We start from the raw sequence: 23,543 nt of genomic DNA, 5'->3' as shown, positions 1-23,543 counted from the left end.
CGGGAGGATAGGCATAGGTGAGACCCCGCAGCTCGGAACGAGCGAGGAGGCTCACCAGCCGCCCGTGGAAAGCGTAGTGTATTCGGGACGCGGACCTGGCAAGAAAGTTATTAACAATTATCATGATAATTCACAAAAGGAGTGATTCGATGAAAGTCGGAGTATTAGGATCAGGATTAATGGGAAAAGAAGCAGCACGAGACCTAACACAAAGCGAAGGAGTAACAGCAATAGGCCTAGCAGACATCGACCTACAACGCGCACAACAAGTAGTAGACCAACTAAACTCACCAAAACTAACAGCATTCCAGGTAAACGCATCAGACGAACAAGAACTAGCAAACTTCATGCGTCAATATGACGTAATCATAAACGCTCTATTCTACTCCTTTAATGAAATTGTAGCGAAAACAGCCATTCAAGTCGGAGTAAGTTCTGTCGACTTAGGTGGTCATATCGGACATATAACCGATAAAGTTCTAGCTATGCACGAAGATGCTGAAGTTGCAAACGTAACCCTGATTCCTGACCTTGGAGTAGCACCAGGAATGATTAACATTCTATCAGGCTATGGAGCAAGTAAACTAGATGAATTAAAATCTATTAAACTATATGTTGGTGGAATTCCAGTAAAACCAGAACCACCACTAGAGTATTTTCATGTGTTTTCGATGGAAGGACTATTTGACCATTACACAGATCCATCATTAATTATTCGAAACGGTATAAAACAGGAAGTCCCATCATTATCCGAAGTGGAGCGTCTTCATTTTGAAAAGTTTGGTCCATTAGAGGCATTCCATACTTCAGGTGGAACATCAACACTATCCATCTCTTATCCGGACATTGAAACGCTAGAGTATAAGACGATTCGTTACCCAGGTCATGCGGAGAAGTTTCAATTACTAGTTGATTTAAATCTTACTCGCAATGATTATGAAATTGAATTACGAGGTCAAAAGATTAATCCTAGAGAAGTTTTCTTGAAGGTACTTGACCCAATAGTTGAATTAGGAGATCGCGATGATGCGGTACTTCTACGTGTAGTTGTTTCTGGAGTGAAGGATGGAGAGGAAACTACGTATCAATATGAAATGGCGACATTCAAAGATCGTGAGCATAACGTAACGGCAATGGCTAGAGCAACAGCAAATACGATCTCCGTTGTGGCTCAAATGATTGGTAATGGAACCATTGCTAAGAAAGGTGTATTTCCACCAGAACAAAGTGTTCCTGGTGATATCTACATTAATGAGATGGCCAAACGAGGAGTTCACATAAGTGAGTCTGTAGTGACTTCTAATTCTAAAGTAAAATTGTAAAGATTATCCCTCCTGCGTAAGCGGAGGGACCTTTTTCTAATTGCGAACGCAAGGAGAATTGAAATGAATCAAAGTGTAAAAAAAGCACTCAGTCTATTAAATTTATTCGATGAAAAAACTTATGAGCTATCTCTTAAGGAAATATCCGAACGCTCCAAACTTCCTAAACCAACAGCTTATCGTTTACTCACGACACTTGAATCGATGAACTATGTTTATAAGTTAAAAGAGAATGAGCATGACAGTCGATATCGTCTGGGTCTAAAGCTTTTAGAGTTAGGGAAACTGGTCTCCGATCAATTAGAAGTTAGACGTATTGCATTTCCCTATATGGAGACATTGGCAAATGAGATTCAAGAAGCAGTCCATCTCGTAGTCATCAATCATAATGAAGCAATCTATATTGAAAAAGTGGAAAGCTCAAAGGCTATACGCTTATACACGAGGATTGGTAAGAGCTCCCCCTTATATGTCGGTTCAGGACCAAAGCTTTTATTGGCAAATCTCCCGAAAGAAAAGCAAGAAGTAATCATCAGTCAGGCTGAGACGAAGGGGAAAATAAATCGCTTGAAATTTGAAGAAGAACTTCAACGGATTCGTATCGAAGGCTATTCATATAGCATAAGCGAGCAAGATGAAAATACAACTGGAATATCGTATCCAATCTATGATTATCGTAATCGTGTTATCGCTGCCCTAACCATTAGTGGCTTGTCTACGTACTTCGAAGGTGATAATCTGAGATCAATCAAGGCAAAGTCAGAGGAAGCCGCTGAAGTTATTTCTAGAAAACTAGGATTTCGTGGCTTTGTTCAAGGAGTGGTAGACTAATGAATACAGTTTTTATTGCAGGACATGCTAGATTGCCATCTGGAATGGCAGCACAGAATATGTATGAAACCTTGACCATCACAGCTGAAATTGATCAGAAATACGGAGTGATTGTCGCTGCTAGTTGCACCTTAGCAACCGAACACGGTCGAGACTTTGTTCAGCATTTATTAAGAGGATATAGTTTACAAGATGGCATAGAGGATCCTGTTAAATCGGTTAAGAGACATTACATGGGAAAAGCTGGTAATGCGATTGTTTCTGCACTGAAGGATCTGCATAAGCAGTATGGGGTATATTTGGAGAAGAAGAAGGGTGCCTCAACTTTATAAGGGAAATCGTTAAAAGAAACAGCAACAATCTATCTCAAGTGATTGTTACTGTTTCTTTTTAATACCAATGGCAATGTGTATGTAAGCTATAAGTTATTATTATCCCTAGCTTTTTGTGTATCTCGAATATTTTTCTGAACGGTAATGGCAGCAAATATACTTAGAACAAATGACATTCCATAAAATCCTTTTTCACTTGATGTAATACTGCCGGCGTTATACAAGCCAATAGCTATTAATGATATAGCTATGATTAATGCAAACCAACTAATACCGTAATAAATATTAGTAACTGGCACTCCTTCTTCTTTGTCCCTAACAGCTTTTTGCAAGGATACTGCAGCATATAAACCAAAGACTAAAACAGCAAAATAATACCCTTTTTCATTTAGTTCCATTGTTGCATTATATAATCCAATAAAGTATGCCGAAACACCAATTAATAAAGCGGCCCATGAGGCACCTTTAAATGCTGCGGTAGGTTCTCCTTCAACTTTTTGAATTTTATCTTTCTCATCTTTTTCAAATAATACATCTTGATTCTCTGACATGGATTTTCCCCCTTTTACTTCTTGATTGTTCTAGACCTTCATATCAATGTATTATAGAAAACTCATTAGTATTATTAAGTTCGTATGATTCATGATAAAAATTTCTAAAAACAAATGGTTGAGCGCCGAATTTTTGTTAGAATAAAGATAATAAACAAATTTGTCAGATAAGGGAAGCGTGATTCAATCTCATAATAAATAAGGTTCTACTACTAGATTGGTAACAAGATAGTTTTAAAGGGGTTATTCCGCCAAGAGGAAAGGTTGAATGTGGTAAGGCTATCCGCGAAGTGAAAAAAGAAACAGCCCAATCTCATAATGAATCGGGCTAATGTCATCTCAACTAGTACAGACTACTTAGTTATCTCAAGTGGACAATTGTTGACTAGACTTTTTGTTATTACCGCTACTCCTGTACAATATAAGCGTCTGGAACAATACGTTTTACAGTTGCTAGATGTTCCTCTGCGTTTGTCCTTTTTGTAAATGCGCCTGCTTGCACTCGATACCAGCGCTTTCCGGAAACCGTTACAGAGGAAATAAAGGCTTCAATTTGGTTTTGGTTGAGAGTTGCAATACGTTCTTCTGCATTGTCTCTTGATTGGAAGGAACCAGCAATAATACGATACAAAACAGAAGGTCCTGGATCTTGAATCTTTCGTTTTAGATTGAATGCACGAGCAATGCCATTTACATGTCCTTGGGCAACTTTCATTCGCCATGAAGGATCTCGCATTAAAGCAGCATCATGACTATTATCAATAAACCCATTCTCAGATAAAAAAGCTGGCATAGTAGACTCTCGTAGGACATGAAAATTAGCCTTCTTCTTCCCACGATTTTGTAACTGATTTACACTAGTAATTTCAGCATGAAGTATATCACGGTATTTAGCAGTCTGGGAGGAGTTAGGTAGAGCGTTATGAATATAATCTTCATAGCCCTGTGCAGATCCATTAAAAGCATTGCAATGAATGGATAGATAATAATCCGCACCCCATGAATTAGCTTCATTTGTTCGCTGAACTAGGCTTTTAGTTATATCGCTAGTTCTACTCATCTTAACGGATACATTCTCATACTGGGTTGTTAGGAGACTTTGAATGTTTAATGCGATATCAAGGTTAATATCCTTTTCCTTTAAGCCATTTCCTTGTGCACCGGGGTCAGAACCACCATGACCGGGATCAAGGTATAATTTCATTTCTATCCCTCCTTATATAAGTTTTCTTACGTAATAGTTTATTCTGAATTTGAGGGTGCAATTGGACAAACATCTTGTTTTTTTCTAATTTCCACTGTTGTTCTATGTAATTAGCCTTACATTATAGTAAAAAAGTAGAAAGGCTGTAATGAAAATGAAAATTAATGATACATTTGGTTCCTTTCCAGATAATCCTGCTATTAGTAGTTTAAGACAGTACTATGAAAGACACTCTGATATTTTCAAGTTCTATTTTCAATTTCATTGTAAGAATACTGATAGGAGGCTAAATCAAGCGCTTCAAAAATATCCAACTGATTGGGAATCTATAGAAAAGGTTCATGAGCGTATTGGTGAGCTGATAGAGGGCATTGTTCAACGATATCTATTAGACTATCAACTTGATTTTCCTATAACGGTTAACCTAATTGTGGGTGCATATGGTTCTAACGGCTACACGAATCATCAAATAATACCGGATATCACATTGGCAATGGAAAGATTATCTTATAAAGAAGATCCCTTAAAAGTATTGATTGCACACGAATTTGGCCATGCTGCCCATAATATCATTTCCAATAACCATCACATGAACTGGAAATCAGTTCAGTGGGACCATCCATATACATGGTTGTTACAGGAAGGAACAGCAACTCATTTTTCAAAGCAAATCGTTACGGGGTTAAACGATTCCATCTATTTTTCATTTAATGATAATGAAGACGAGTGGCTCGAATTTGCAAGAGGTAAGAGGCAGGTAATTTTAAATGAATTTACGAAGGATTTACGTAGTGGTAGATCGAATAAAGAGATTTTTAAGGAGTGGTTTTCCATCAATGGAGGAGAAAATTTTGGTTATACAAGGCTAGGTTATTTTGTAGCGGATTGTATGTTTCGGGATTTTGAAAAAGAGATTGGCGAACTCAATACATTACTTTTGTGGAAGGAAGATAATTTCTTTCAGATTGTGGAAGATTGGTTGGACCAAAATATTAAATAGATTGAGGAATCTAAATGTCTTATTCATGGGAAAATTGTACTCCAGAAATTAAAGAATTTGTTTTAACTTTGCAGGCAGAGATTAAAGAGGTTTGTAACCGTAATATTATTGGTATTTATCTTCATGGTTCGCTGGCTATGGGAGGCTTTAATCCGAATAAAAGTGATATAGATATTTTAGTTGTAATTAAGAAACCAGTATTTGAAAAAACTAAAAGGAGATTAGCACAACTTTTTTTGGCCAGTTCCAACTCTCCTTTTCCCATTGAAATTAGCTTTTTAAATATGAGTGTATTACATAATTGGCAACACCCATGTCCATATGATTTCCACTATAGTGAGCATTGGAGAGAAAGGTATGTGGACGAACTAAGGAAAGGGACGACTGAAATTATTAATGACGCAATTAATGTGGACCCAGATTTGGCGGCCCATATCACGATTATGAATCATCGGGGAATATGTCTAGATGGGGAACCAATTGATGAAGTGTTTCCTTCAGTTTCTAAAAAAGACTACGTGTCTTCTATTATGGAAGACTATGAAGACTGCTTGAAAAATATAGTAAATGACCCAATTTATTGTTCGTTGAATTTACTTCGAGTTCTCTTATATTTAAAGGAAGGAGTAATTTCTTCTAAACAGGAAGCAGGGAAACGGGGACTAGAAATATTGCCTATTGAATTGAAAACTACCATTCGAAAAGTTGTTGATGATTATTCTGGTAAAACAGAAACAGGCAGGTACGATTCAGAGGAGCTTCATATTTATAAGAATTATATTAATACAGAAATTCAGGAGCTTAATACCTCTCAGAAAACTAGGAGATAGTTATCGTGAAATCAGTAAAAGCATCAGAAATAACCATTGATTTAGACATACTTCATATGTGTGTAAAGAAGATACTGAAGAAAGAGGATTTTCTAATCTTGAATTGGCGAGTTAATCCTATCAAAAGCAGAACTCAAAATTTCACGACTTCTGGAATTTATCGTTTGTGTGGATTAGCTAGAGTAGAGGGTGCTGATACAACGTGGTCGCTGATAATAAAGGTTGTTGAGCAGGAAGCAGAAGAAAAGAATAATCCAAATCATTTTAACTATTGGAAGCGTGAGGCCTTAGTTTTTAAATCAGGTTTATTAAACGAATTACCCAAAGTTATTCAAACACCAGATTGTTATAAGATAGAAGTGAAATCAGACACGGAAATATGGTTGTGGATGGAAGAAATAAAGGAGAACAATAGCAGAGAATTTTCCTTAGCGGAGTTCTTTTTTATTGCAAAACAAATGGGATTATTTCATGGAACTTTTGCTAGTGGGAAATTTCCTTTGCCGCAAGAAGAATGGATTTCTCGAAATTGGCTAAAATCTTGGATTGATGGATGTGACCTTTACGCACCAAGACCAAGTAAATATTATCCAAAAATCACAGAACCTAGCAAGACAATTGATACCATCTTGAAAACTTATCTTGACTTAAGACAAAACGAGAAGAAATATCTTAATAAATTAAATAACCTACCGCGAGTTCTCTCACATCAAGATTTAAGTAAACAAAATATGTACATAAGCAATAAAAGTCAAAGGTTAATCCTAATAGATTGGCAGTTTCTAAGTATATCTGGATTAGGGGAAGACATAGGAAGATTATTTGGACTAGCAATCAGTCAGGATGATATTCCTATTACAAAGGCTTGGGAATACCAAGAGCAATTATTCAATAGCTATTTAAATGGACTAAAACAGGTAGGGTGGAATGGTAATCCACTCCTGGTACGGTATGGCTTTTGCGTAGCAGTTGCTTTTCGAAGTATATGGGAAGTCCCTAAATTGACAAAGATAATAGCTCAAAATTCTCCAGCTAGATATGGTGATGAAATTGATAAATACACGCAAATAGTTTTATTGCAACTTAGATTTGCAGAAGAAGCAGCAGATATATTCGAGAAAATATAAAGGGGAGTTTTATGGGATACATAAAGAAATTGAGAAAAATAGTTGGGACTCGTCCACTAATCATGGTGGGGGCTTGTGTTTTGGTGGTGGATCAGAATGAAAGGCTTTTACTACAATTGAGAACAGACAATAATTGTTGGGGATTACCCGGTGGCTCCATGGATTTGGGAGAATCTTTGCAGGAAGTTGCCCAAAGAGAATTACTTGAAGAAACAGGACTTGTTGCAAAAAGTATGACGCTAGTTAATGTGTATTCTGGTGAGGAATTCTATTACAAATACCCTCACGGTGACCAGGTTTATAATGTAGTTGCAACTTATATATGTAGAAAATTCGAGGGTGAGTTGAAAAAGGAAGAAAGTGAAGTGCAAGAGTTGAATTTCTTTAGCATAAATAATCTTCCAAATAATTTAAGTCCTCCTGATATGCCGATCATTCGTGAATACATAAAAAATTATATAGGACTTTATTTGGGTAATTAAAAACAAGGGGGATGTATTATGTGGAAACAAAGATTAATTGAAACAAAAAGAGGGGTATTTGAACTATTTGAAAAGGGTGAAGGAGAGCCTCTTGCTGTAACCCATCATTATAGTGAATACAACGAAAAAGGTAATTCATTTGCTAATCCATTTACTGCACATTATCACGTATACCTTATTAATTTGAGAGGTGCTGGGAATTCTGCCGGGGCAAATGATCAGAGTGAATATAGCATGGATAATACTGTTTTAGATTTAGAAGCGATTCGAGAAGCATTAGGTCTAGAAACATGGGGATTTGCTGGCCACTCAACGGGAGGTATGCTTGCATTAAAATATGCAATTCAAAGCCCTAAATCATTAACAAAGATTATTGCTGGCGGGGCTGCTGCAAGTTATGAATATGGGGCAGATCCTGACTCCATCTACTGTAGTAAAAATCCAAACTTTAATAGAATCGTAGAAATCATGAATCTATTAGAAGACCCAACTACTCCGCTTGAAAAACGGAGAGAAGTAGGATATGAATGGGCATTAATGTCTTATTATTCTGAGGAGAAACTTCAAGAATCAATGAAGAAGCCTAATAGTGGTAAGACAGTGGGACCAAGATTAGATTATTTTAGAAAAGTAGAGTATCCAACGTATGATATTCGAGAGGAACTTAGAAGAGTAAATGTACCAAGTTATATTTACACAGGAAAATATGATGCACAATGTCCAATGAAGTTTGGAGTCGAGATTGCTGAATTAATTCCTAATGCTTCTTTGACAATATTCGAGGAGAGTAATCACCATCCGGCTTCAGAGGAAGAAGAAGAATTTCTAGAATTTGTTAGACAAACAGCAAATTAATAAGAGGACATGCTTGGAAAATATAAAGACCTCTGTCGAAGTATATTTCTCCTTGAAGACAAATTAGACAATGACTTTTCAATAGAATCTGTAACAGATAGACTAGGAGTCTTTCCAACCTTCATACGCTCGTCATAGAGCGTATTTTTTATTTAGTGTAACTTTTGTGTTGTTCATCCGTTGATATAGTGAAAAGCAAATTATAGATTGAGAGGAAATGAGGTCATGGACCAACACTACAGGAAAGAGCAGATTGGCGAATGGTACAATGCATACAACAATGATATTTATAATTATATTTACTTTTTGATTGGTGATCATGAGCTTGCAAAAGATGTATTGCAAGATACTTTTCTACGTGCCTATAGCAATTTTGAATCATTCCAAGGGGATAATGTCAGAGGATGGCTATTTCGTATTGCAAGAAATTTAACAATTGACTATATACGGAAGAAAAAACCACTTTTATTTTTAGTAGATTCGTTTCCAATTATACATGCAACAGAACCAAATCCAGAACAAATTGCAATGCTTAATGAAGCGGAACAGGAATTATATATGGGACTTAGTAAATTAAAGAGGGCTTATCGAGATGTCATCATTCTGAGAAAGATTAAAGAGTTTTCAATTAGCGAGACTGCAGATATTTTGGGGTGGACAGAAAATAAAGTGAAGGTAAATTTGTTCAGAGGAATCAAGGCATTACGAAAAGAATTAGAGAAGGGGGCTTATCGACATGAAACAGTTTGATCAATTAGATGAATTAAATCAAACGTTTGTTTCGATTAATCACAAGGTAAAGCTTACTGAAATAGAAAAGAATGAGGTATTCGGTGAGATAAAGAAAAGAATGAATGATATGCCTCCTAAACCAACTAAAAATACTGTTCAATGGAAATATCTTTTAGCATCGGTAGCTGTTACATTGTTATTGGTGGTTACGGTAATACCGATATTAACTAATAGTGGCAAGGACTTCCTTGGAATAAATGACCAAAATCCATCTAATAGTTCTTCAGATTCTAATTTAGTAGTGTCAGATGCTAAGGAAGAATATCTAGTTGTAAAAATAATTAACAATACAGATGTTGATATCCCTCAATTAGAATTAAATGTCTATCAAAATGGGGAATTAAAAGCAACACAAGGTAGTATGAACGCGGACGGCTCTCCGGTAGAAATAGGCGATTATTTTGAATTCACTTTTACAAAGGAAGAGCTCACGGGAGTTACATCATTAGAAGCGGTTATTATAGATCCTATACCAAATAAAGGAAGGGCTTTATTTTCTTCGGAAATGATTACTCTGACTGTTACAGAAGACAAGGAATATGTCTTTGAAATAAATGGAAGTCCTAAATCGAATGTGTATCTGCAAAGTGTAGAACCTGACATATCAATTGAATCCAATAAGAAAAAGGAAACAATTAATACAACCATTCATAAGAAAGAAAATGAAATAGCAGCAATGGTTCAGGAAAATGTTACTCTGGGTTTAAGAAAGGAACAAGTCGAGAGTCTCCTCGGAAAAAATTATCATGAGGGCATATCAAACATGGATGGTCGTGAATATTGGAGGTATGATTTTGGAAATAAAGATTATCAATACCCAAATGACGATGGTGAAATAGGGGATACTAAAGCGTTAATGAATGGCGAATTGCAAGCCCAAGTTCTTCTCTATTGGGACAAAGAAGAAAATTTAAATGCATTTTCAGTATTATTTCAGAATCAAAAGGACGGAAAAGTATATATCTATTATGTACTTTCAGATAAAAGTAGTGGAAAATCAGAGATACAAGTGGAATAATATTAACCAGAATAATACGTAAATAGGTGCTAGAGCAACTCTAGCACCTTTAATTTGTACATTAATCAATTGCAATCGACACTAACTTCATCTCTAAAAATTCATCCATTCCATGATGGCCGCCTTCTTTGCTACCACTACCGGATTGCTTAATACCACCAAATGGTGCTTCTGGAACGGAAGGGAAGACATCATTAACGCCAACCATACCATAATCTAACCTCTCCGCAACACGTAATGTGCGGGCGGTGTTTTGTGTGAAAATATAGGCTGCTAATCCATAATCCGTATTATTCGCCTTCTTAATGACATCAGCTTCGTCTTTAAAGGTTTGAATTGGGAATAGTGGTCCAAATGTTTCTTGATTCATGACCACCATATCATCGGTAGCATTTTTAACTATAGTCGGAGGGCAGAAATATCCTTGCAACTCACCGTCCCATTTGTTACCACCAGAAACAATCTCAGCGCCTTTCTCAAGGGCATCTGCAAGATGAGCTTCAACCTTTTCACGAGCTTGTTCACTAATTAGTGGACCAAGCTCTACTCCTTCATCCATTCCATAACCGACTTTCATCTTCTCCAGCTTTTCTTTTAATAAAGACGTAAACTCATCTGCAATAGATTCATGTACGTAGAGTCGATTTGCACAAATACATGTTTGACCATTGTTACGGAATTTACTTGCAATAGACAATGTCGTTGCTTTATCTAAGTCTGCATCTTCAAAGGCTATAATGGGTGCGTGTCCTCCAAGTTCGAGGGATACCTTCTTCACTTGATCTGCAGCCTCACGCATTAAATACTTTCCAACCGCAGTGGAACCAGTGAAGGTAATAAGCTTAACATCTTTATTAGTAAGCATTTCTTTTCCGATAGCCTGTGCATCACCTGTAACTAGGTTAACAACACCTGGAGGCATGCCTGCTTCTTCGAATATTTTAACAATCTCAATCGCCGATAGAGGAGTCTCTGGTGATGGCTTTAATACAACTGTACAACCCGCAGCAAGTGCTGGGCCTAATTTTCTAGTAATCATAGAAGAAGGGAAGTTCCATGGTGTGATTGCTCCTACTACACCAATTGGTTTAGGAATTACTAACATACGCTTCGATTTTACTGATGAAGGAATCCACTCACCATAACCACGAGAAGCTTCCTCTGCATACCAAAGTAAAAACCCTGCCGCACCTTTTACTTCACCAATTCCCTCATTAAGTGGTTTTCCTTGCTCTCTAGTCAAAATCTCGCCCAGGCGTTTTGCATCTTTACGCATGAGTTCTGCCGCTTTATATAATATACGGGAACGCTGTCTTCCAGTCATTTCACTCCAAGCTGGGAAAGCATTAGTTGCTGCTTCAATAGCATCACGCGTTTCTTCTTGTCCTCCGTTAGCTACATCTGTAATGGGCTCAAGGGTTGCTGGGTTATAAACGGTTTGTGTTTTTGATTGGTCAACTTCACGCCATTCTCCATTAATGTAAATACTTTTCGTTAATGTAGAAATCATATTCCATCCTCCCCAATTATTCTTTTATTCTATAAGTAAGCATAACGCACCTGCATTATTCTATCAATTTGCAGGTGCGATTTTTATAGGTTTAATTAGACTAATTCTTTATCTGGATTCCAAGCTGGTAGCATTTGATTTAATGGCTTATCGGTACGGTATCCAAGGACATATTCTGCTTGCATAACCGTATGAATTTCGCGTGTTCCTTCGTAAATAACTGGAGCTTTCGAGTTACGTAGGTAACGCTCAACTGGATATTCATCAGAATAACCATAAGCACCATGAATTTGCATTGCATCGTCTGCTGCTTTATTAGCAAAATCACATGCTTGCCATTTTGCAAGAGAAGTTTCTCGAGTATTACGCTTCCCTTCGTTCTTCAGCTCTCCAGCACGATATACTAGGAGGCGACTCATTTGTAAACCAGCTTCCATTTTTGCAATCATTTGTTGTACTAATTGGTGGCGACCAATTGGCTTTCCAAATGTCTCACGTTCATGACAGTATTTCACACTAGATTCTATACATGCCATGATTTGACCAACCGCGCCAGCTGCAACCGTAAAGCGTCCGTTATCAAGTGCAGACATCGCAATTTTGAATCCTTCTCCTTCTTCACCAAGCAAGTTTTCTGCAGGGACTTTCACATTATCAAAGAAAAGTTCACCAGTATTACCAGAACGAATTCCGTGTTTTCCTTTAATTGCTTTAGAAGAAAACCCATCCCAAGTACGCTCTACGATAAAAGCAGAAATACCATGGTGCTTCTTCGATTTATCTGTGTAAGCAAATACTAAGAAATGATCTGCAACATCACAAAGAGAAATCCATGTTTTTTGTCCATTTAAGATGTAATGATCACCATCTCTTATTGCAGTAGATTGGAGGGCAGCAACATCAGATCCAGCACCAGGCTCAGTTAGTCCAAAGGCACCGATTTTATCACCTTTCGCTTGAGGTGTTAAATACTTTTGTTTTTGTTCTTCATTACCCCATTGTAATAGAGTCATAGAGTTAAGACCTGTATGAACAGAAACAGCTGTACGGAATGCCGTATCACCACGCTCAAGTTCCTCGCACACAATAGCTAGTGCATTGTAATCCATACCACTTCCACCATATTCCTCTGGTATACATACACCCATTAAGCCAAGGTCAGCTAATTTGTTGTATATATTTTGGTCAAATTGTCCTTCACGATCCCATTCCGCAATATAAGGCATGATCTCCTTATCTACAAAGCTTCTCACTGTTTCGCGTAACATATTTTGTTCTTCTGTAAAATTAAAATTCATTTTTCATCTCTCCTATTGGTTAATATTAGATTTATTGATAGAATGTAAAATTTCATTATTATGCTCACCCGCATTTGGAGGGTGATGTCGCAGTGACACAGGTGTCCGTGATAGTTTTAATGGGCTACCAATCATTTTGATAAGACCAGCAGTAGGATGTTCCGTTTCCAGGAACATGTCCCTTGCTTGTAACTGTGGGTCTTCTGTGACCTCCTGTAAGTTTTGAATAGGTCCACATGGAATATTATTCTCATGGCATTTATCTAGCCAATAACTAGTAGGCTTTGTCACAAGGATTTCCTGGATTAACGGAACAATGATATCTCGGTTCTCCACACGCGCTGGATTGGTCTTAAAACGCTCATCTTCACTATATTGATCTTTTCCTAAAATAGTACAAAAAGCTTTGAACTGATTATCATTTCCAACCGCAACTACTATTTCACCGTCCATTGTCTGAAAGGTTTGGTATGGCACGATGTTTGCATGATGGTTTCCAAGTCGAGATGGAATTTTTCCGGACATGAGGTAATTACTTCCGATGTTAATCAGTGCACTAACAGCTGTATCATAAAGTGAGAGATCAAGCTTTTGTCCTTTTCCAGACTTTTCGCGTTCTAAAAGTGCAGCCTGAATGCCAATTGCTGCATATAAGCCAGTTAGAATATCCGTAATAGCTACACCTACTTTTTGCGGTCCAGATTGATCATCTCCTGTTATAGACATCAATCCACTCATCCCTTGAATGATAAAATCATAGCCGGGTAAGTCCTTATATGGACCGGTTTCCCCAAACCCAGTGATTGAGCAATAAACTATTCCCGGATTTATCTCCGCTAGTTGTTCATAATCAATTCCGAATCTATCCATGGTACCCGTTTTGAAATTATGAATAATAACATCGGATTCCTTTATAAGTTCTTTAATCGTTTGGATACCTTCTTCTGTTTTTAGGTTGAGCGTGATACTTTTTTTATTACGGTTTGCACAAAGATAATAGGCACTAACGTCATTCTGAAATGGCGGTCCCCATTTTCTCGTCTCATCACTTCCGCCAGGTGCTTCTACTTTAATTACCTCAGCACCTAAGTCTCCTAGAATCATCGTACAATATGGACCTGCAAGAACCCGAGTTAAATCAAGAACTCTTATTTTCTCTAAAGCTCCTGACACGGCTTCACTCCTTTCTAATTTCAATAAAAAAAGCCAATTCAAAATGAACACAGCTAAATGCTGCAATCATTATGAACTGGCTTAAGGCTTGTTGAAACAGATCAGGTTGCTGAGCTGTGAACAAGCTAGGCAGTAAATTATACATAAAATAACTTTTAGGATAGGCCATGTGGATGAACGGTATAAGCGTTTTAAACATGACTCTTGAATATAGTTTAATGTATTCTGAAAAATTTGTAAACAGTTATTGTTTAATTTGTGAGGTTATTTTGGTAAGGGAGGGAGGTTGTGAAGATTTAGCCTACGGACCTGAGCTCAAACCCAAGAATCATGAGCCTGCGTCCCTCGAATATGTGCCCAATTTTATGAATCATGCACCTGGACTTCTTGAGTATGCGCCCGATTCTCAGTACCATGTACCCGCTATCCTTGAGCATGCGCCCAAATCCCAGCACCATGTCCCCGCGCCCCTCGAGCATGTGCCTAAATCTCAGCACCATGAGCCCGCGCCCCTCGAGCATGTGCCCAAATCTCAGCACCATGCGCCCGCGCCCCTCGAGCATGTGCCCAAATCTCAGTACGATGCGCCCGCGCTCCTCGAGCATGCGCCCAAATCTCAGTACCATATACTCGCTATCCTCGAGCATGCGCCCAAATCTCAGTACGATGCGCCCGCGCCCCCCGAGCATGTGCCCAAATCTCAATACCATGCGCCCGCGCCCCTCAAGTATGCGCCCAAATCCCAGTACCATGTACCCGCGCCCCTCAAGCATGCGCCCAAATCCCAGTACCATGCGCCCAATCCCATAAATCATGCCCCCAACTCAAAAGGCAACAAAAAAACGGGAGTCTAAACCCCCGTTACAGTACTATTTTGCAGCTTTTTCAAGCTTAGAGATCATCTTAATTGCTTTACCTGTACCGATTGCTACGGACTCTAAAGGATTTGGTGCTAAATGAACTGGTACAGATAGTTCATTTGCAAGCCACTCTTGCATACCTTTTAATAAAGAGCCACCACCGGTAATGACGATTCCGTGATCCACGATGTCACCACTTAGTTCTGGTGGACAATTTTCTAGTGTGACACGGATTGCATGTAAAATGCGCTCTAGAGATTCTTTGATTGCTTCATACACCTCATGTGAAGAGATAGAGATGGTTTTCGGTAACCCTGTCACCATATCACGACCACGGATATCGACAAACTCTTCTTTGTGGTTTGGGTGAGCATAGCCAATTTCCATTTTTACATTTTCAGCAGTGCGTTCACCGATTAAGATATTATATTTCTTGCGGATGTACTGGATAATTTCGTCATCCATTTTGTCTCCACCAACTCGAACTGAGCTAGAAGAAACGACGCCACCAAGGGAAATAATTCCAATCTCAGCAGTACCTCCACCAATATCAACAATTACATTAGCAATTGGCTCATCAACTGGTAAATCAGCACCAATTGCTGCAGCTACAGGTTCTTCAATTAAATGAACGGTCTTAGCACCGTAGCTAGTTACTGCATTATGAATTGCTCTTCTTTCAACTGTTGTGCTACCAGAAGGTGTACAAACAACTACATTTGGCTTACGCATCGACATGCCGAGTTTTTTGCTTACTTTTTTCAAGAAAGCTTTTAGCATTTGTGCCGTAATATCATAGTCCGCAATAACGCCATCTCGTAATGGACGAATAGGTACGATGTTCCTTGGTGTTTTACCAATCATTTCTTTTGCTTCTTGTCCGACAGCAACAACTTGCTTTGTATTAATATCGATTGCTACAACCGATGGTTCGTTTAAGATGATTCCTTTATTCTTTGAATAAATTAGTATATTTGCAGTTCCTAAATCGATTCCGATTTCTGCATTAGAAAACATAATGAGTTCCTCCAATGATGACGAATAGTATTTCGATATAACATTCTAGTTCGACAAAAAATTTATGGGTGTTAAAGACAATATATTATTATTATCTGCAATCTAGTTAACATTATTAGCAATAATTGGGTTAAGTCTAAAAATGTGACGCTACTATATAAAATAAGCCATATTTACTGCGAACTCAAGTTTCAATTGCTTTACAGTTTTATTCAATTGTAATAAAACTGGAAAATTCATTCTTGAAAAAACATGCGATAATGAACATAAGAATTGTCGAATCCTTGTAGAGAATTGGTGTAAAGGGGTGTAAGCAACATGGAGTATAAATACATACGAGAAGGATTACTCTTTATATTTATTACAATTTTTGTAATGCCAGGATTCGTATCAGCAGAAAATAAAGGATTTGAACGATATATTTTCAAGGATGGTACTTATTATAAATATATTGCTTCTACTATAGATGAATATTTTCACATACCGGGAGATATGGATAAAAATCTATTAGCACAGGTCGATTGGAAGAGATTAAATAAACAAGTACTAGCTATAAGGAACGAAAAAGACATAAAAGAAACAGAACATAAGGTTAGAGTTCAAGAAAAAGCGACACAAGAGATTTTAAAGAAAAAATCTAAAACCAAGCAAAAACAAATTAAAGAAAAACAGAATCAACAGAAAGAAAACTCACCCAAAAAAGTCATTGTTGACCAAGAGGAGTTTGAACAAGAAGTACTTAGGCTTACCAATGTAGAGAGAAAAAAGCAGGATTTAAAGCCGTTGAAACTAGATAAGAAATTAGCAAAAGTTGCACGGGAAAAATCAGTTGATATGGCAGTCAATGACTATTTTTCTCATGTTAGTCCAACATATGGTTCTCCATTTGATATGATGACTAGTTTTGGCGTGAAGTATTACTCGGCAGGTGAAAATATAGCAAGAGGTCAAACTTCACCACAAGAAGTAGTTCAGGCTTGGATGGCAAGTGTTGGTCATAAGGAAAATATCCTGCATCCGGAATTCACCCATATTGGGATTGGATTTTCCGATGATGGATTTCATTGGACACAGCAGTTTATTAAACGACTGGATCACGATGTAAACCAAGAGGTATTTGAAAAACAAGTTATTGAACTAACGAATATTGAACGAGTAAAACAAGGTCTAGCACCGTTAAAGTTGGACGAAAAACTCGCAGAAACAGCCCGTGCAAAGTCAGTTGATATGGCTGAACACGATTATTTCGATCACACAAGTCCAACATACGGATCCCCCTTTGATATGATGGACCAGTTTGGTGTAACCTACTATTCTGCAGGTGAAAATATAGCAAGAGGTCAATTTACACCTGAAGAGGTGGTGCAAGCCTGGATGAATAGTGAAGGCCACCGTGCGAATATTCTAAATGCCAATTATACGCATATTGGCGTGGGTTTTGTGAAAGAAGATATTGTATGGACCCAACAATTTATTGGAAAGTAGTGATGGGACGGTATAAAGAGTATATCGTCCTTTTTCTTGCTTATTTTATTCAGAATTTTATGTTAATATTAATGAGATACTAGAACATTGGTGGGGATATAATGAAAAAGAATTTGGTGATTGGGTTATTAGGTTTAAGTTGTTTTCTGCTAATGCTCTTAAGTTCATCATTATATAAAGACATACGAAATATGAAAAATGAAGCTGGCATGGACTATTATCATTTAGTTAGTGATACACGATATTTAATAAGAGATATGAAAGAGATGAATATTGAAGAGGCACTCGAGACGGAACACGGGAAACAATTGTTATCAAACTATAAAAGAGAATTGTGGGAAAAACAAATGAGGTTCTATACTCATTCCAACAATATTCATGAAATAGGACATATGCTGAGAGAAGTTCAACTCATCCTAGATGAAGCGTTGAAGAAGGGGTCCATTACAGAAGAGGAAGAATCATCTATAAAGAAAAGTTTAGAAGTAATATGGTTTATATTATTGGACCTGGAAGGGCTAGCTGGAAGAGACAACTCTTGGTACGACCTCTTTCATGATAGAGAACTTAGTGATGAGATTACTAAGAAAATAGAGCAACGGATTAATGAGGATTATTAACGGATAGCAAATGTACCTTGAACATCATCGACTAAGCAGTATAATAGAGTCTTGGGGGGAACATTATGCTATTTACTTTCAAGATTTATACGTACGCAGTTTTATTAGTTATAGGAAGTATTTTTAAACTACAAAGAGCAAAGAAATTGTATCTACAACCGACTTCAAATGAAATAAGAAAAGAAATATTCGAAACACCGAAAAATGTCTCGGCAAAAGTGATGAAAGCTACTGGCACGAATGTTCAAGTTACAGGGAGAGAAAAAATACCAGAAGGTGCCGTGTTATACGTTGCAAACCATCAAGGTTTATTTGATATTCTATCCTTCTTAGGACATCTTGGTAAACCAATCGGCTTTATTGCGAAGAAAGAAATTAATAAGTTGCCCATTATTAGAACTTGGATGGGACTATTAAATTGTGTATTTATTGACCGTACAGATCGTCGTCAGTCCATGAAGGCGATTAACCAAGGGATTGAAAATCTGAAAAACGGATATTCCCTTGTGATTTTTCCAGAAGGCACGAGAAGTAAAGGAGCTGCACTTAGTGAATTTAAACCAGGCAGTCTCCGTTTAGCTACAAAAGCAAATGTTCCAATCGTTCCGGTGACAATCAATGGAACTTATAAAATGCTAGAGGAAAATGGTGGGCGAGTTAAAGGTGCAACGGTAGAGATGACCATTCATGAACCGATTTTTCCTGAGTCCTATCAAACGCTAAAAAGCGCCGAGCTTGCTAATAAGCTTCAAGATATTGTTCAGTCAGGTCTGCCTCAAACAATTAATCAGGAAGAAATCAAAGAGGATTACGCCATTACTACACGATAAAATACATCTGGGAATATACAAACAGTGGGGAGGTTGATTCTCCCACTGTTTTTTTGTACAAATAAAATCATTATCCATATCGTAACGATGCATACTAGAGATAGTATGTTGTAATGCTTAGAAGTTGAGGTGAGTATTATGGTTCAAGGAACTATGAATTTAAATACACAAATAGATAAAGAATGGTTGCAAAATTATGTGGATGATTGGGTGGCCTTTTACCAGAAGACAACAGAAGAAGGAAAAGTGGCATCCTATATTCCAGTACTGGCAGAAGCTAATCCAGATCATCTTGGGATTGCCATTTATGGGAAAAACGGGATGAACATCACTTCCGGTGATACGGATGTTACATTTACGATCCAAAGTATCTCAAAAATCCTTACCTTTATTGTTGCCTGTATGGAAAGAGGGGTAAGTTATGTGTTGGACCGGGTGGATGTTGAACCTACTGGTGAGGCATTTAACTCCATTATGCATTTAGAGATGAAAAGTCCAAATAAACCCTTTAATCCGTTCGTAAACGCTGGGGCAATTACGGTAACTTCCCTTCTTGAGGGGAAAAATTCACAAGAGAAATTAGAGCCTGTCTTCGAACTGTTGGAAAAGATGATTGGATATCGACCAATCATTAATCAACAAGTCTTTGCATCAGAAGATGAGACATCTGCAAGGAATCGTGCTATTGGTTATTATTTATTAGAAACAGAATCTCTTGAGTCACCACTTGATGTTACATTAGAAACCTACTTTAAACAGTGTTCCATCGAAACGACAGTTACCGATTTAGCTAAGATTGGGCTAATTCTAGCTAATGATGGAGAAGATCCAGATAGTGAGGAGGAAATAATACCCCGACAAATCGCTCGAATTACCAAAGCAATCATGCTAACATGTGGGATGTATGATGCATCGGGAAAATTTGCAACTTATGTTGGTATTCCAGCGAAAAGTGGTGTGTCAGGTGGGATTGTTGCCCTAGCGCCGCCAAGGGTGAGAAACGCACAATTTCCTTTTATAGAAGGATGCGGGATTGGGGTTTATGGCCCTGCACTTGAGGAAAGAGGTAATAGTGTTGCAGGAATGAAATTATTAAAGCATATCGCATCACAATGGGATTTAAGTATTTTTTGATTGGAGGATTTGTTATATGTGCGGAAGATATACCATGCTAGCTGATGAACTAGAGATTCTGGAGGAATTTGGACTCGAACAAGAAATAAGGGACTATCATCCAAGTTATAATGTTGCACCAGGACAAAATGTACTTGCCATAATCCATGACGGAAAAAGAAAACGAGCGGGTTATCTGCGCTGGGGTCTTGTACCTTCATGGGCAAAGGATGAGAAAATTGGCTACAAGATGATCAATGCTAGAAGTGAATCCGCACACGAAAAGCCAAGCTTTAAAAATCTTATGTCCCGCAAACGTTGCTTAGTGATAGCGGATAGTTTTTATGAATGGAAAAGAAATGAAGATGGCAGCAAGCAACCAAAACGTATCCATGTTGCGAATCGAAAATTATTTGCCTTTGCCGGTTTATGGGATAAGTGGAGTCAGCATGATAAGGATTTATTTACTTGTACGATTCTAACACGTGACTCTAATCTATTTATGAAAGAAATCCATCATCGTGAGCCCATTATTTTACCAAAGGCTATGGAAGATGAGTGGATTACACCCGAACGGTTGGAACCGGTTGAAGCAAGAGAGTTTTTATTTCAAGTAGAACCGGAAGAACTAACAGCTTATAATGTTTCCAGCTATGTCAATGCCGCAAAGAATAATGATGAATCATGTATTGTTCCATTAGCAGAATAGCTTGAGGTGGTCATGTATATTTCTTAGTGGCAATCAAGAAAAAAGAGTTGATAGAGCCTCTCATCGACATATTAACCCCAAGAAATAGAAAAAAGTCCGTGATACCTAATAATCACGGACTTTTTATAGTTAAACCGTTTTGTTACGATGTTCCTTCATTAAGTTCAAGAATTCTTCAGCTTTCTCCTTAGGTGCCTGAGTCACCAAACTAACGCCTACAAATAACACTGTTGATAGTATTAGCCCCCAAATACCTGAACCTAATCCAAGTGGCTTTGCTCCAGTTGCTTCAAGAATTAATACAATTAATGCACTAACAATTACACTGACAATAACACCAGAAGCGGTTCCACGTTTCCAGAAAAATGTACCTACAATGGCTGGTACCCCTACTATTAAACCGGAAGAAGCAGCAACTGATAGTACAGCTATTAGGTTTAATTCCAATTCTGCAAAAGCATAAGCTAATATTGCAATGATAGGAATTACAATCTTACCTACCTTCAACTGCTTTTTATCATCTGGACGACTCTTTATGTTTCCGTAAACATCTCGTGCAAACATGGAAGATAAAGTCAGCATAATAGAATCAATTGTAGATACAGCGGCTGCCAAGATTCCAACCATTACTATAACACCTAATAGCGGTGGAACGACATCAGAAGATAGTAATGAAGGTGTTGCTAAATCTGCTTTTTCTAAATCTGGGAATAGCTGTAATGCAGAGAATCCCCACATAACAGAAACAAACGTATAGATAAATCCAAAAACAAGAAATCCGATTAACATTTGTCGTAATCCTTTAAAAGAATTCGGCATAAATAATCGTTGACTCACTTGAGGATTCGAGATACTAAAGAAGAACCATGGAATCGTTAATCCTAGAAAAGTTAGGAAACTAAAGTATCCATTGCCTGGAACAGTTAGTGACTCTGGTTGTTCTACTCGCAGATTTTCGAAAAACTGACCAAAGCCTCCGAGTGAATTGACAATGATGACAACAACAATAGTCGACGTAATGATCATGAATATTGCTTGTAGGGAGTCCGTCCATACAACTGAACGAATCCCTGCCGTGTATGAAAAGAATACTGCAAGAACAACTGCAATAATGACCCCAACTGAAAATGGAATGGCATTATCGGTCATTCCTTGTAATAGATAACCAACTCCAGCTAATTGTACGGCGCTATAAGGAATCAAAAATAAACAACTCATTAGTGCAATAACAGCAGCGGCCGTTTTACTCTGGTAACGATCTCCAAGCATTTCAGAGGGTGTCACATAACCATTCTTTTTCCCAGCTAACCAAAATCTTGGTCCGAAGATTAATATTAATGAAACCCCTATAAAATAAATTATTTCAAAGCCTAATGCACCTACACCACCTTGATAGGTAAGCCCTGCTAGACCAACCATCATAAAAGCACTATAGGTTGTTGCGCTATAGCTTAGAGCGGATAATATCCCGTTCATTTTCCTGTTACCAATAAAGTAACCTGACATTCCCGGAAGATTTCCTTTTCGGGATAACAATGCAATAGCGGATGCAATAATAATGTAAACAATAATTCCCCAGATAATTAAGCTTGTATTCAATTTACTCTCTCCAATCCCTAGTAAGCACAATGTTTGCCAATATGATGATAAGGCCAGCTATTCCCCAAAATAAAAAACTCCCATACCATGCATGCACGTCTGATAAAACAGTATATGGGATAATGTAAGCTAGGAGGATTGTTACAATAATCACAAACCCCCATAAGCGCTTGGAAAGTTTTCCACTCATTTCGTTTGTCTCCTTTAGTAGATTGATAGTAAAATACAATTTGATTTTACATGTGTCTTTACACATATATTTACACAACGTGAGATAAAAATCAATCATTAATTTTGTTTTATAGTTTGTTGCGGGTAAAGAGTGATAGGATATAATAGTAGATATGTTATTCATTCGATAATTGTTTAAATATTATACGGGGGTTTTGAAGATGAGCAGAGAAACCAATAAGATTCTTGGGGAAAAACGAAGGAAATTAATCTTGTCCTGGTTAAAAGAAGAGGCCGATCCAATTACAGGGAAGGAATTATCTACTCGCACGAATGTTAGTCGGCAAGTGATTGTGCAAGATATTTCTTTACTTAAGGCGACAGGAGAACCGATTATTGCAACTGCAAGAGGTTATGTGTATTTAAAAGAGAACAACAATGAACAGAAAATATCAAGAGTAATTGTGGTTCAACATACACCGGAACAAACTGCTGATGAGTTATATACATTAGTTGATTATGGAGTTACTATTCGAAATGTCATGGTAGAACATCCAATATACGGGGACATCACGGGTTCCTTAATGGTAAAAAACAGACGGGAAGTAGATGTTTTCTTAGCAGAATTAAGAAAAACAGGCGCTTCTCTATTATCCAACTTAACTGAAGGGGTTCATTTACATACGATTGAAGCGGATAGTGAGACGCAATTGGATGAGGCTTGTGAAGCATTGAGGCAAGCAGGTTATTTGTTGGAGGAATAATCATGTTCATCAAGAAGAAAAAGGACATTTTTTCTCCCCAATTAGGGGTT

General features: G+C 37.7%; 23 protein-coding genes and 2 pseudogenes. 17 read left to right on the top strand and 8 right to left on the bottom strand.

Features of this window, described 5'->3' with window-relative positions:
• The first annotated feature begins 122 nt into the window (after positions 1-122).
• From BN999_RS11345 to BN999_RS11335, 3 genes are all read left to right on the top strand, one after another.
• On the top strand, positions 123-1,322 hold the full coding sequence (locus tag BN999_RS11345) for a saccharopine dehydrogenase family protein (protein WP_255247451.1): 1,200 nt from the start codon (positions 123-125) through the stop codon (positions 1,320-1,322).
• Between the two features lie 63 nt (positions 1,323-1,385).
• Complete coding sequence (locus tag BN999_RS11340; RefSeq protein WP_096271476.1) at positions 1,386-2,153, top strand: IclR family transcriptional regulator; 768 nt, start codon at positions 1,386-1,388, stop codon at positions 2,151-2,153.
• The gene (locus tag BN999_RS11335; RefSeq protein ID WP_096271475.1) at positions 2,153-2,485 is read left to right on the top strand and encodes a DUF3870 domain-containing protein; all 333 of its coding nucleotides are present in this window, start codon (positions 2,153-2,155) and stop codon (positions 2,483-2,485) included. Before BN999_RS11340 ends, BN999_RS11335 begins: the two co-directional genes overlap by 1 nt.
• A gap of 86 nt (positions 2,486-2,571) precedes the next feature.
• On the opposite strand, the gene yiaA is transcribed toward BN999_RS11335, so the two are convergent.
• Both yiaA and BN999_RS11325 read right to left on the bottom strand, forming a co-directional pair.
• Positions 2,572-3,036 (bottom strand): inner membrane protein YiaA, encoded by a 465-nt coding sequence (gene yiaA, locus BN999_RS11330; RefSeq protein ID WP_096271474.1) that lies wholly within the window; start codon positions 3,034-3,036, stop codon positions 2,572-2,574.
• 406 nt (positions 3,037-3,442) lie between these two features.
• Positions 3,443-4,240 carry an N-acetylmuramoyl-L-alanine amidase gene (locus tag BN999_RS11325; protein WP_096271473.1) on the bottom strand — a complete coding sequence of 266 codons (798 nt, stop codon included), beginning with the start codon at positions 4,238-4,240 and terminating at the stop codon, positions 3,443-3,445.
• A gap of 148 nt (positions 4,241-4,388) precedes the next feature.
• On the opposite strand from BN999_RS11325, the gene BN999_RS11320 reads away from it, so the two are divergent.
• The 7 genes from BN999_RS11320 (at position 4,389) to BN999_RS11290 (ending at position 10,344) form a co-directional block, all read left to right on the top strand.
• On the top strand, positions 4,389-5,240 hold the full coding sequence (locus BN999_RS11320; protein WP_096271472.1) for a DUF5700 domain-containing putative Zn-dependent protease: 852 nt from the start codon (positions 4,389-4,391) through the stop codon (positions 5,238-5,240).
• 14 nt (positions 5,241-5,254) lie between these two features.
• Positions 5,255-6,070: an aminoglycoside adenylyltransferase domain-containing protein gene (locus tag BN999_RS11315; protein WP_096271471.1), complete on the top strand. Its 816-nt coding sequence runs from the start codon at positions 5,255-5,257 to the stop codon at positions 6,068-6,070.
• 5 nt (positions 6,071-6,075) lie between these two features.
• Complete coding sequence (locus BN999_RS11310; RefSeq protein ID WP_096271470.1) at positions 6,076-7,197, top strand: oxidoreductase family protein; 1,122 nt, start codon at positions 6,076-6,078, stop codon at positions 7,195-7,197.
• An 11-nt stretch (positions 7,198-7,208) separates the two neighbouring features.
• Positions 7,209-7,679 carry an NUDIX hydrolase gene (locus tag BN999_RS11305; protein ID WP_096271469.1) on the top strand — a complete coding sequence of 157 codons (471 nt, stop codon included), beginning with the start codon at positions 7,209-7,211 and terminating at the stop codon, positions 7,677-7,679.
• Between the two features lie 18 nt (positions 7,680-7,697).
• Positions 7,698-8,534, top strand: a complete 837-nt coding sequence (locus BN999_RS11300; protein WP_096271468.1) for an alpha/beta hydrolase — start codon at positions 7,698-7,700, stop codon at positions 8,532-8,534.
• A 225-nt stretch (positions 8,535-8,759) separates the two neighbouring features.
• Positions 8,760-9,284: an RNA polymerase sigma factor gene (locus BN999_RS11295; protein WP_176481951.1), complete on the top strand. Its 525-nt coding sequence runs from the start codon at positions 8,760-8,762 to the stop codon at positions 9,282-9,284.
• Positions 9,271-10,344 (top strand): hypothetical protein, encoded by a 1,074-nt coding sequence (locus tag BN999_RS11290; protein ID WP_096271467.1) that lies wholly within the window; start codon positions 9,271-9,273, stop codon positions 10,342-10,344. Before BN999_RS11295 ends, BN999_RS11290 begins: the two co-directional genes overlap by 14 nt.
• Before the next feature lie 61 nt (positions 10,345-10,405).
• Here BN999_RS11290 and BN999_RS11285 read toward each other — a convergent pair whose 3' ends face one another.
• The 4 genes from BN999_RS11285 to mreBH all read right to left on the bottom strand — a co-directional run bounded on the left by BN999_RS11285 (position 10,406) and on the right by mreBH (position 16,202).
• The gene (locus tag BN999_RS11285) at positions 10,406-11,854 is read right to left on the bottom strand and encodes an NAD-dependent succinate-semialdehyde dehydrogenase (RefSeq protein ID WP_096271466.1); all 1,449 of its coding nucleotides are present in this window, start codon (positions 11,852-11,854) and stop codon (positions 10,406-10,408) included.
• Positions 11,855-11,949: 95 nt separating this feature from the next.
• The gene (locus BN999_RS11280; RefSeq protein WP_096271465.1) at positions 11,950-13,152 is read right to left on the bottom strand and encodes an acyl-CoA dehydrogenase family protein; all 1,203 of its coding nucleotides are present in this window, start codon (positions 13,150-13,152) and stop codon (positions 11,950-11,952) included.
• A gap of 12 nt (positions 13,153-13,164) precedes the next feature.
• Complete coding sequence (locus tag BN999_RS11275) at positions 13,165-14,325, bottom strand: CaiB/BaiF CoA transferase family protein (RefSeq protein ID WP_096271464.1); 1,161 nt, start codon at positions 14,323-14,325, stop codon at positions 13,165-13,167.
• 869 nt (positions 14,326-15,194) lie between these two features.
• Positions 15,195-16,202, bottom strand: a complete 1,008-nt coding sequence (mreBH, locus tag BN999_RS11265; RefSeq protein ID WP_096271462.1) for a rod-share determining protein MreBH — start codon at positions 16,200-16,202, stop codon at positions 15,195-15,197.
• A gap of 318 nt (positions 16,203-16,520) precedes the next feature.
• On the opposite strand from mreBH, the pseudogene BN999_RS21215 reads away from it, so the two are divergent.
• The 6 genes and pseudogenes from BN999_RS21215 to BN999_RS11240 form a co-directional block, all read left to right on the top strand.
• Positions 16,521-17,270: pseudogene (locus BN999_RS21215) on the top strand (CAP domain-containing protein); the annotation flags it as partial.
• Positions 17,271-17,318: 48 nt separating this feature from the next.
• Positions 17,319-17,687, top strand: a pseudogene (locus BN999_RS21030) (CAP domain-containing protein); the annotation flags it as partial.
• Positions 17,688-17,788: 101 nt separating this feature from the next.
• Positions 17,789-18,307, top strand: a complete 519-nt coding sequence (locus BN999_RS11255) for a hypothetical protein (RefSeq protein ID WP_096271461.1) — start codon at positions 17,789-17,791, stop codon at positions 18,305-18,307.
• A gap of 65 nt (positions 18,308-18,372) precedes the next feature.
• Positions 18,373-19,137 (top strand): lysophospholipid acyltransferase family protein, encoded by a 765-nt coding sequence (locus BN999_RS11250; protein ID WP_096271460.1) that lies wholly within the window; start codon positions 18,373-18,375, stop codon positions 19,135-19,137.
• A 138-nt stretch (positions 19,138-19,275) separates the two neighbouring features.
• Entirely contained in the window at positions 19,276-20,271 is a 996-nt protein-coding gene (locus BN999_RS11245; protein ID WP_096271459.1) for a glutaminase, read from the top strand.
• A gap of 16 nt (positions 20,272-20,287) precedes the next feature.
• The gene (locus tag BN999_RS11240) at positions 20,288-20,959 is read left to right on the top strand and encodes an SOS response-associated peptidase (protein WP_096271458.1); all 672 of its coding nucleotides are present in this window, start codon (positions 20,288-20,290) and stop codon (positions 20,957-20,959) included.
• Positions 20,960-21,088: 129 nt separating this feature from the next.
• Here BN999_RS11240 and BN999_RS11235 read toward each other — a convergent pair whose 3' ends face one another.
• Positions 21,089-22,558 carry a sodium:solute symporter family protein gene (locus BN999_RS11235; RefSeq protein WP_096271457.1) on the bottom strand — a complete coding sequence of 490 codons (1,470 nt, stop codon included), beginning with the start codon at positions 22,556-22,558 and terminating at the stop codon, positions 21,089-21,091.
• Position 22,559: 1 nt separating this feature from the next.
• Positions 22,560-22,748 (bottom strand): hypothetical protein, encoded by a 189-nt coding sequence (locus BN999_RS11230; RefSeq protein WP_096271456.1) that lies wholly within the window; start codon positions 22,746-22,748, stop codon positions 22,560-22,562.
• Between the two features lie 202 nt (positions 22,749-22,950).
• Here BN999_RS11230 and BN999_RS11225 point away from each other — a divergent pair, with 202 nt between their 5' ends.
• Complete coding sequence (locus BN999_RS11225) at positions 22,951-23,493, top strand: transcription repressor NadR (RefSeq protein ID WP_096271455.1); 543 nt, start codon at positions 22,951-22,953, stop codon at positions 23,491-23,493.
• The last annotated feature ends 50 nt before the right edge of the window (positions 23,494-23,543 follow it).

The sequence above is a fragment of the Paucisalibacillus globulus genome (assembly GCF_900184735.1).
GTDB lineage: Bacteria > Bacillota > Bacilli > Bacillales > Amphibacillaceae > Ornithinibacillus > Ornithinibacillus globulus_B.
This window is presented reverse-complemented; position numbering and strand designations above follow the sequence as displayed.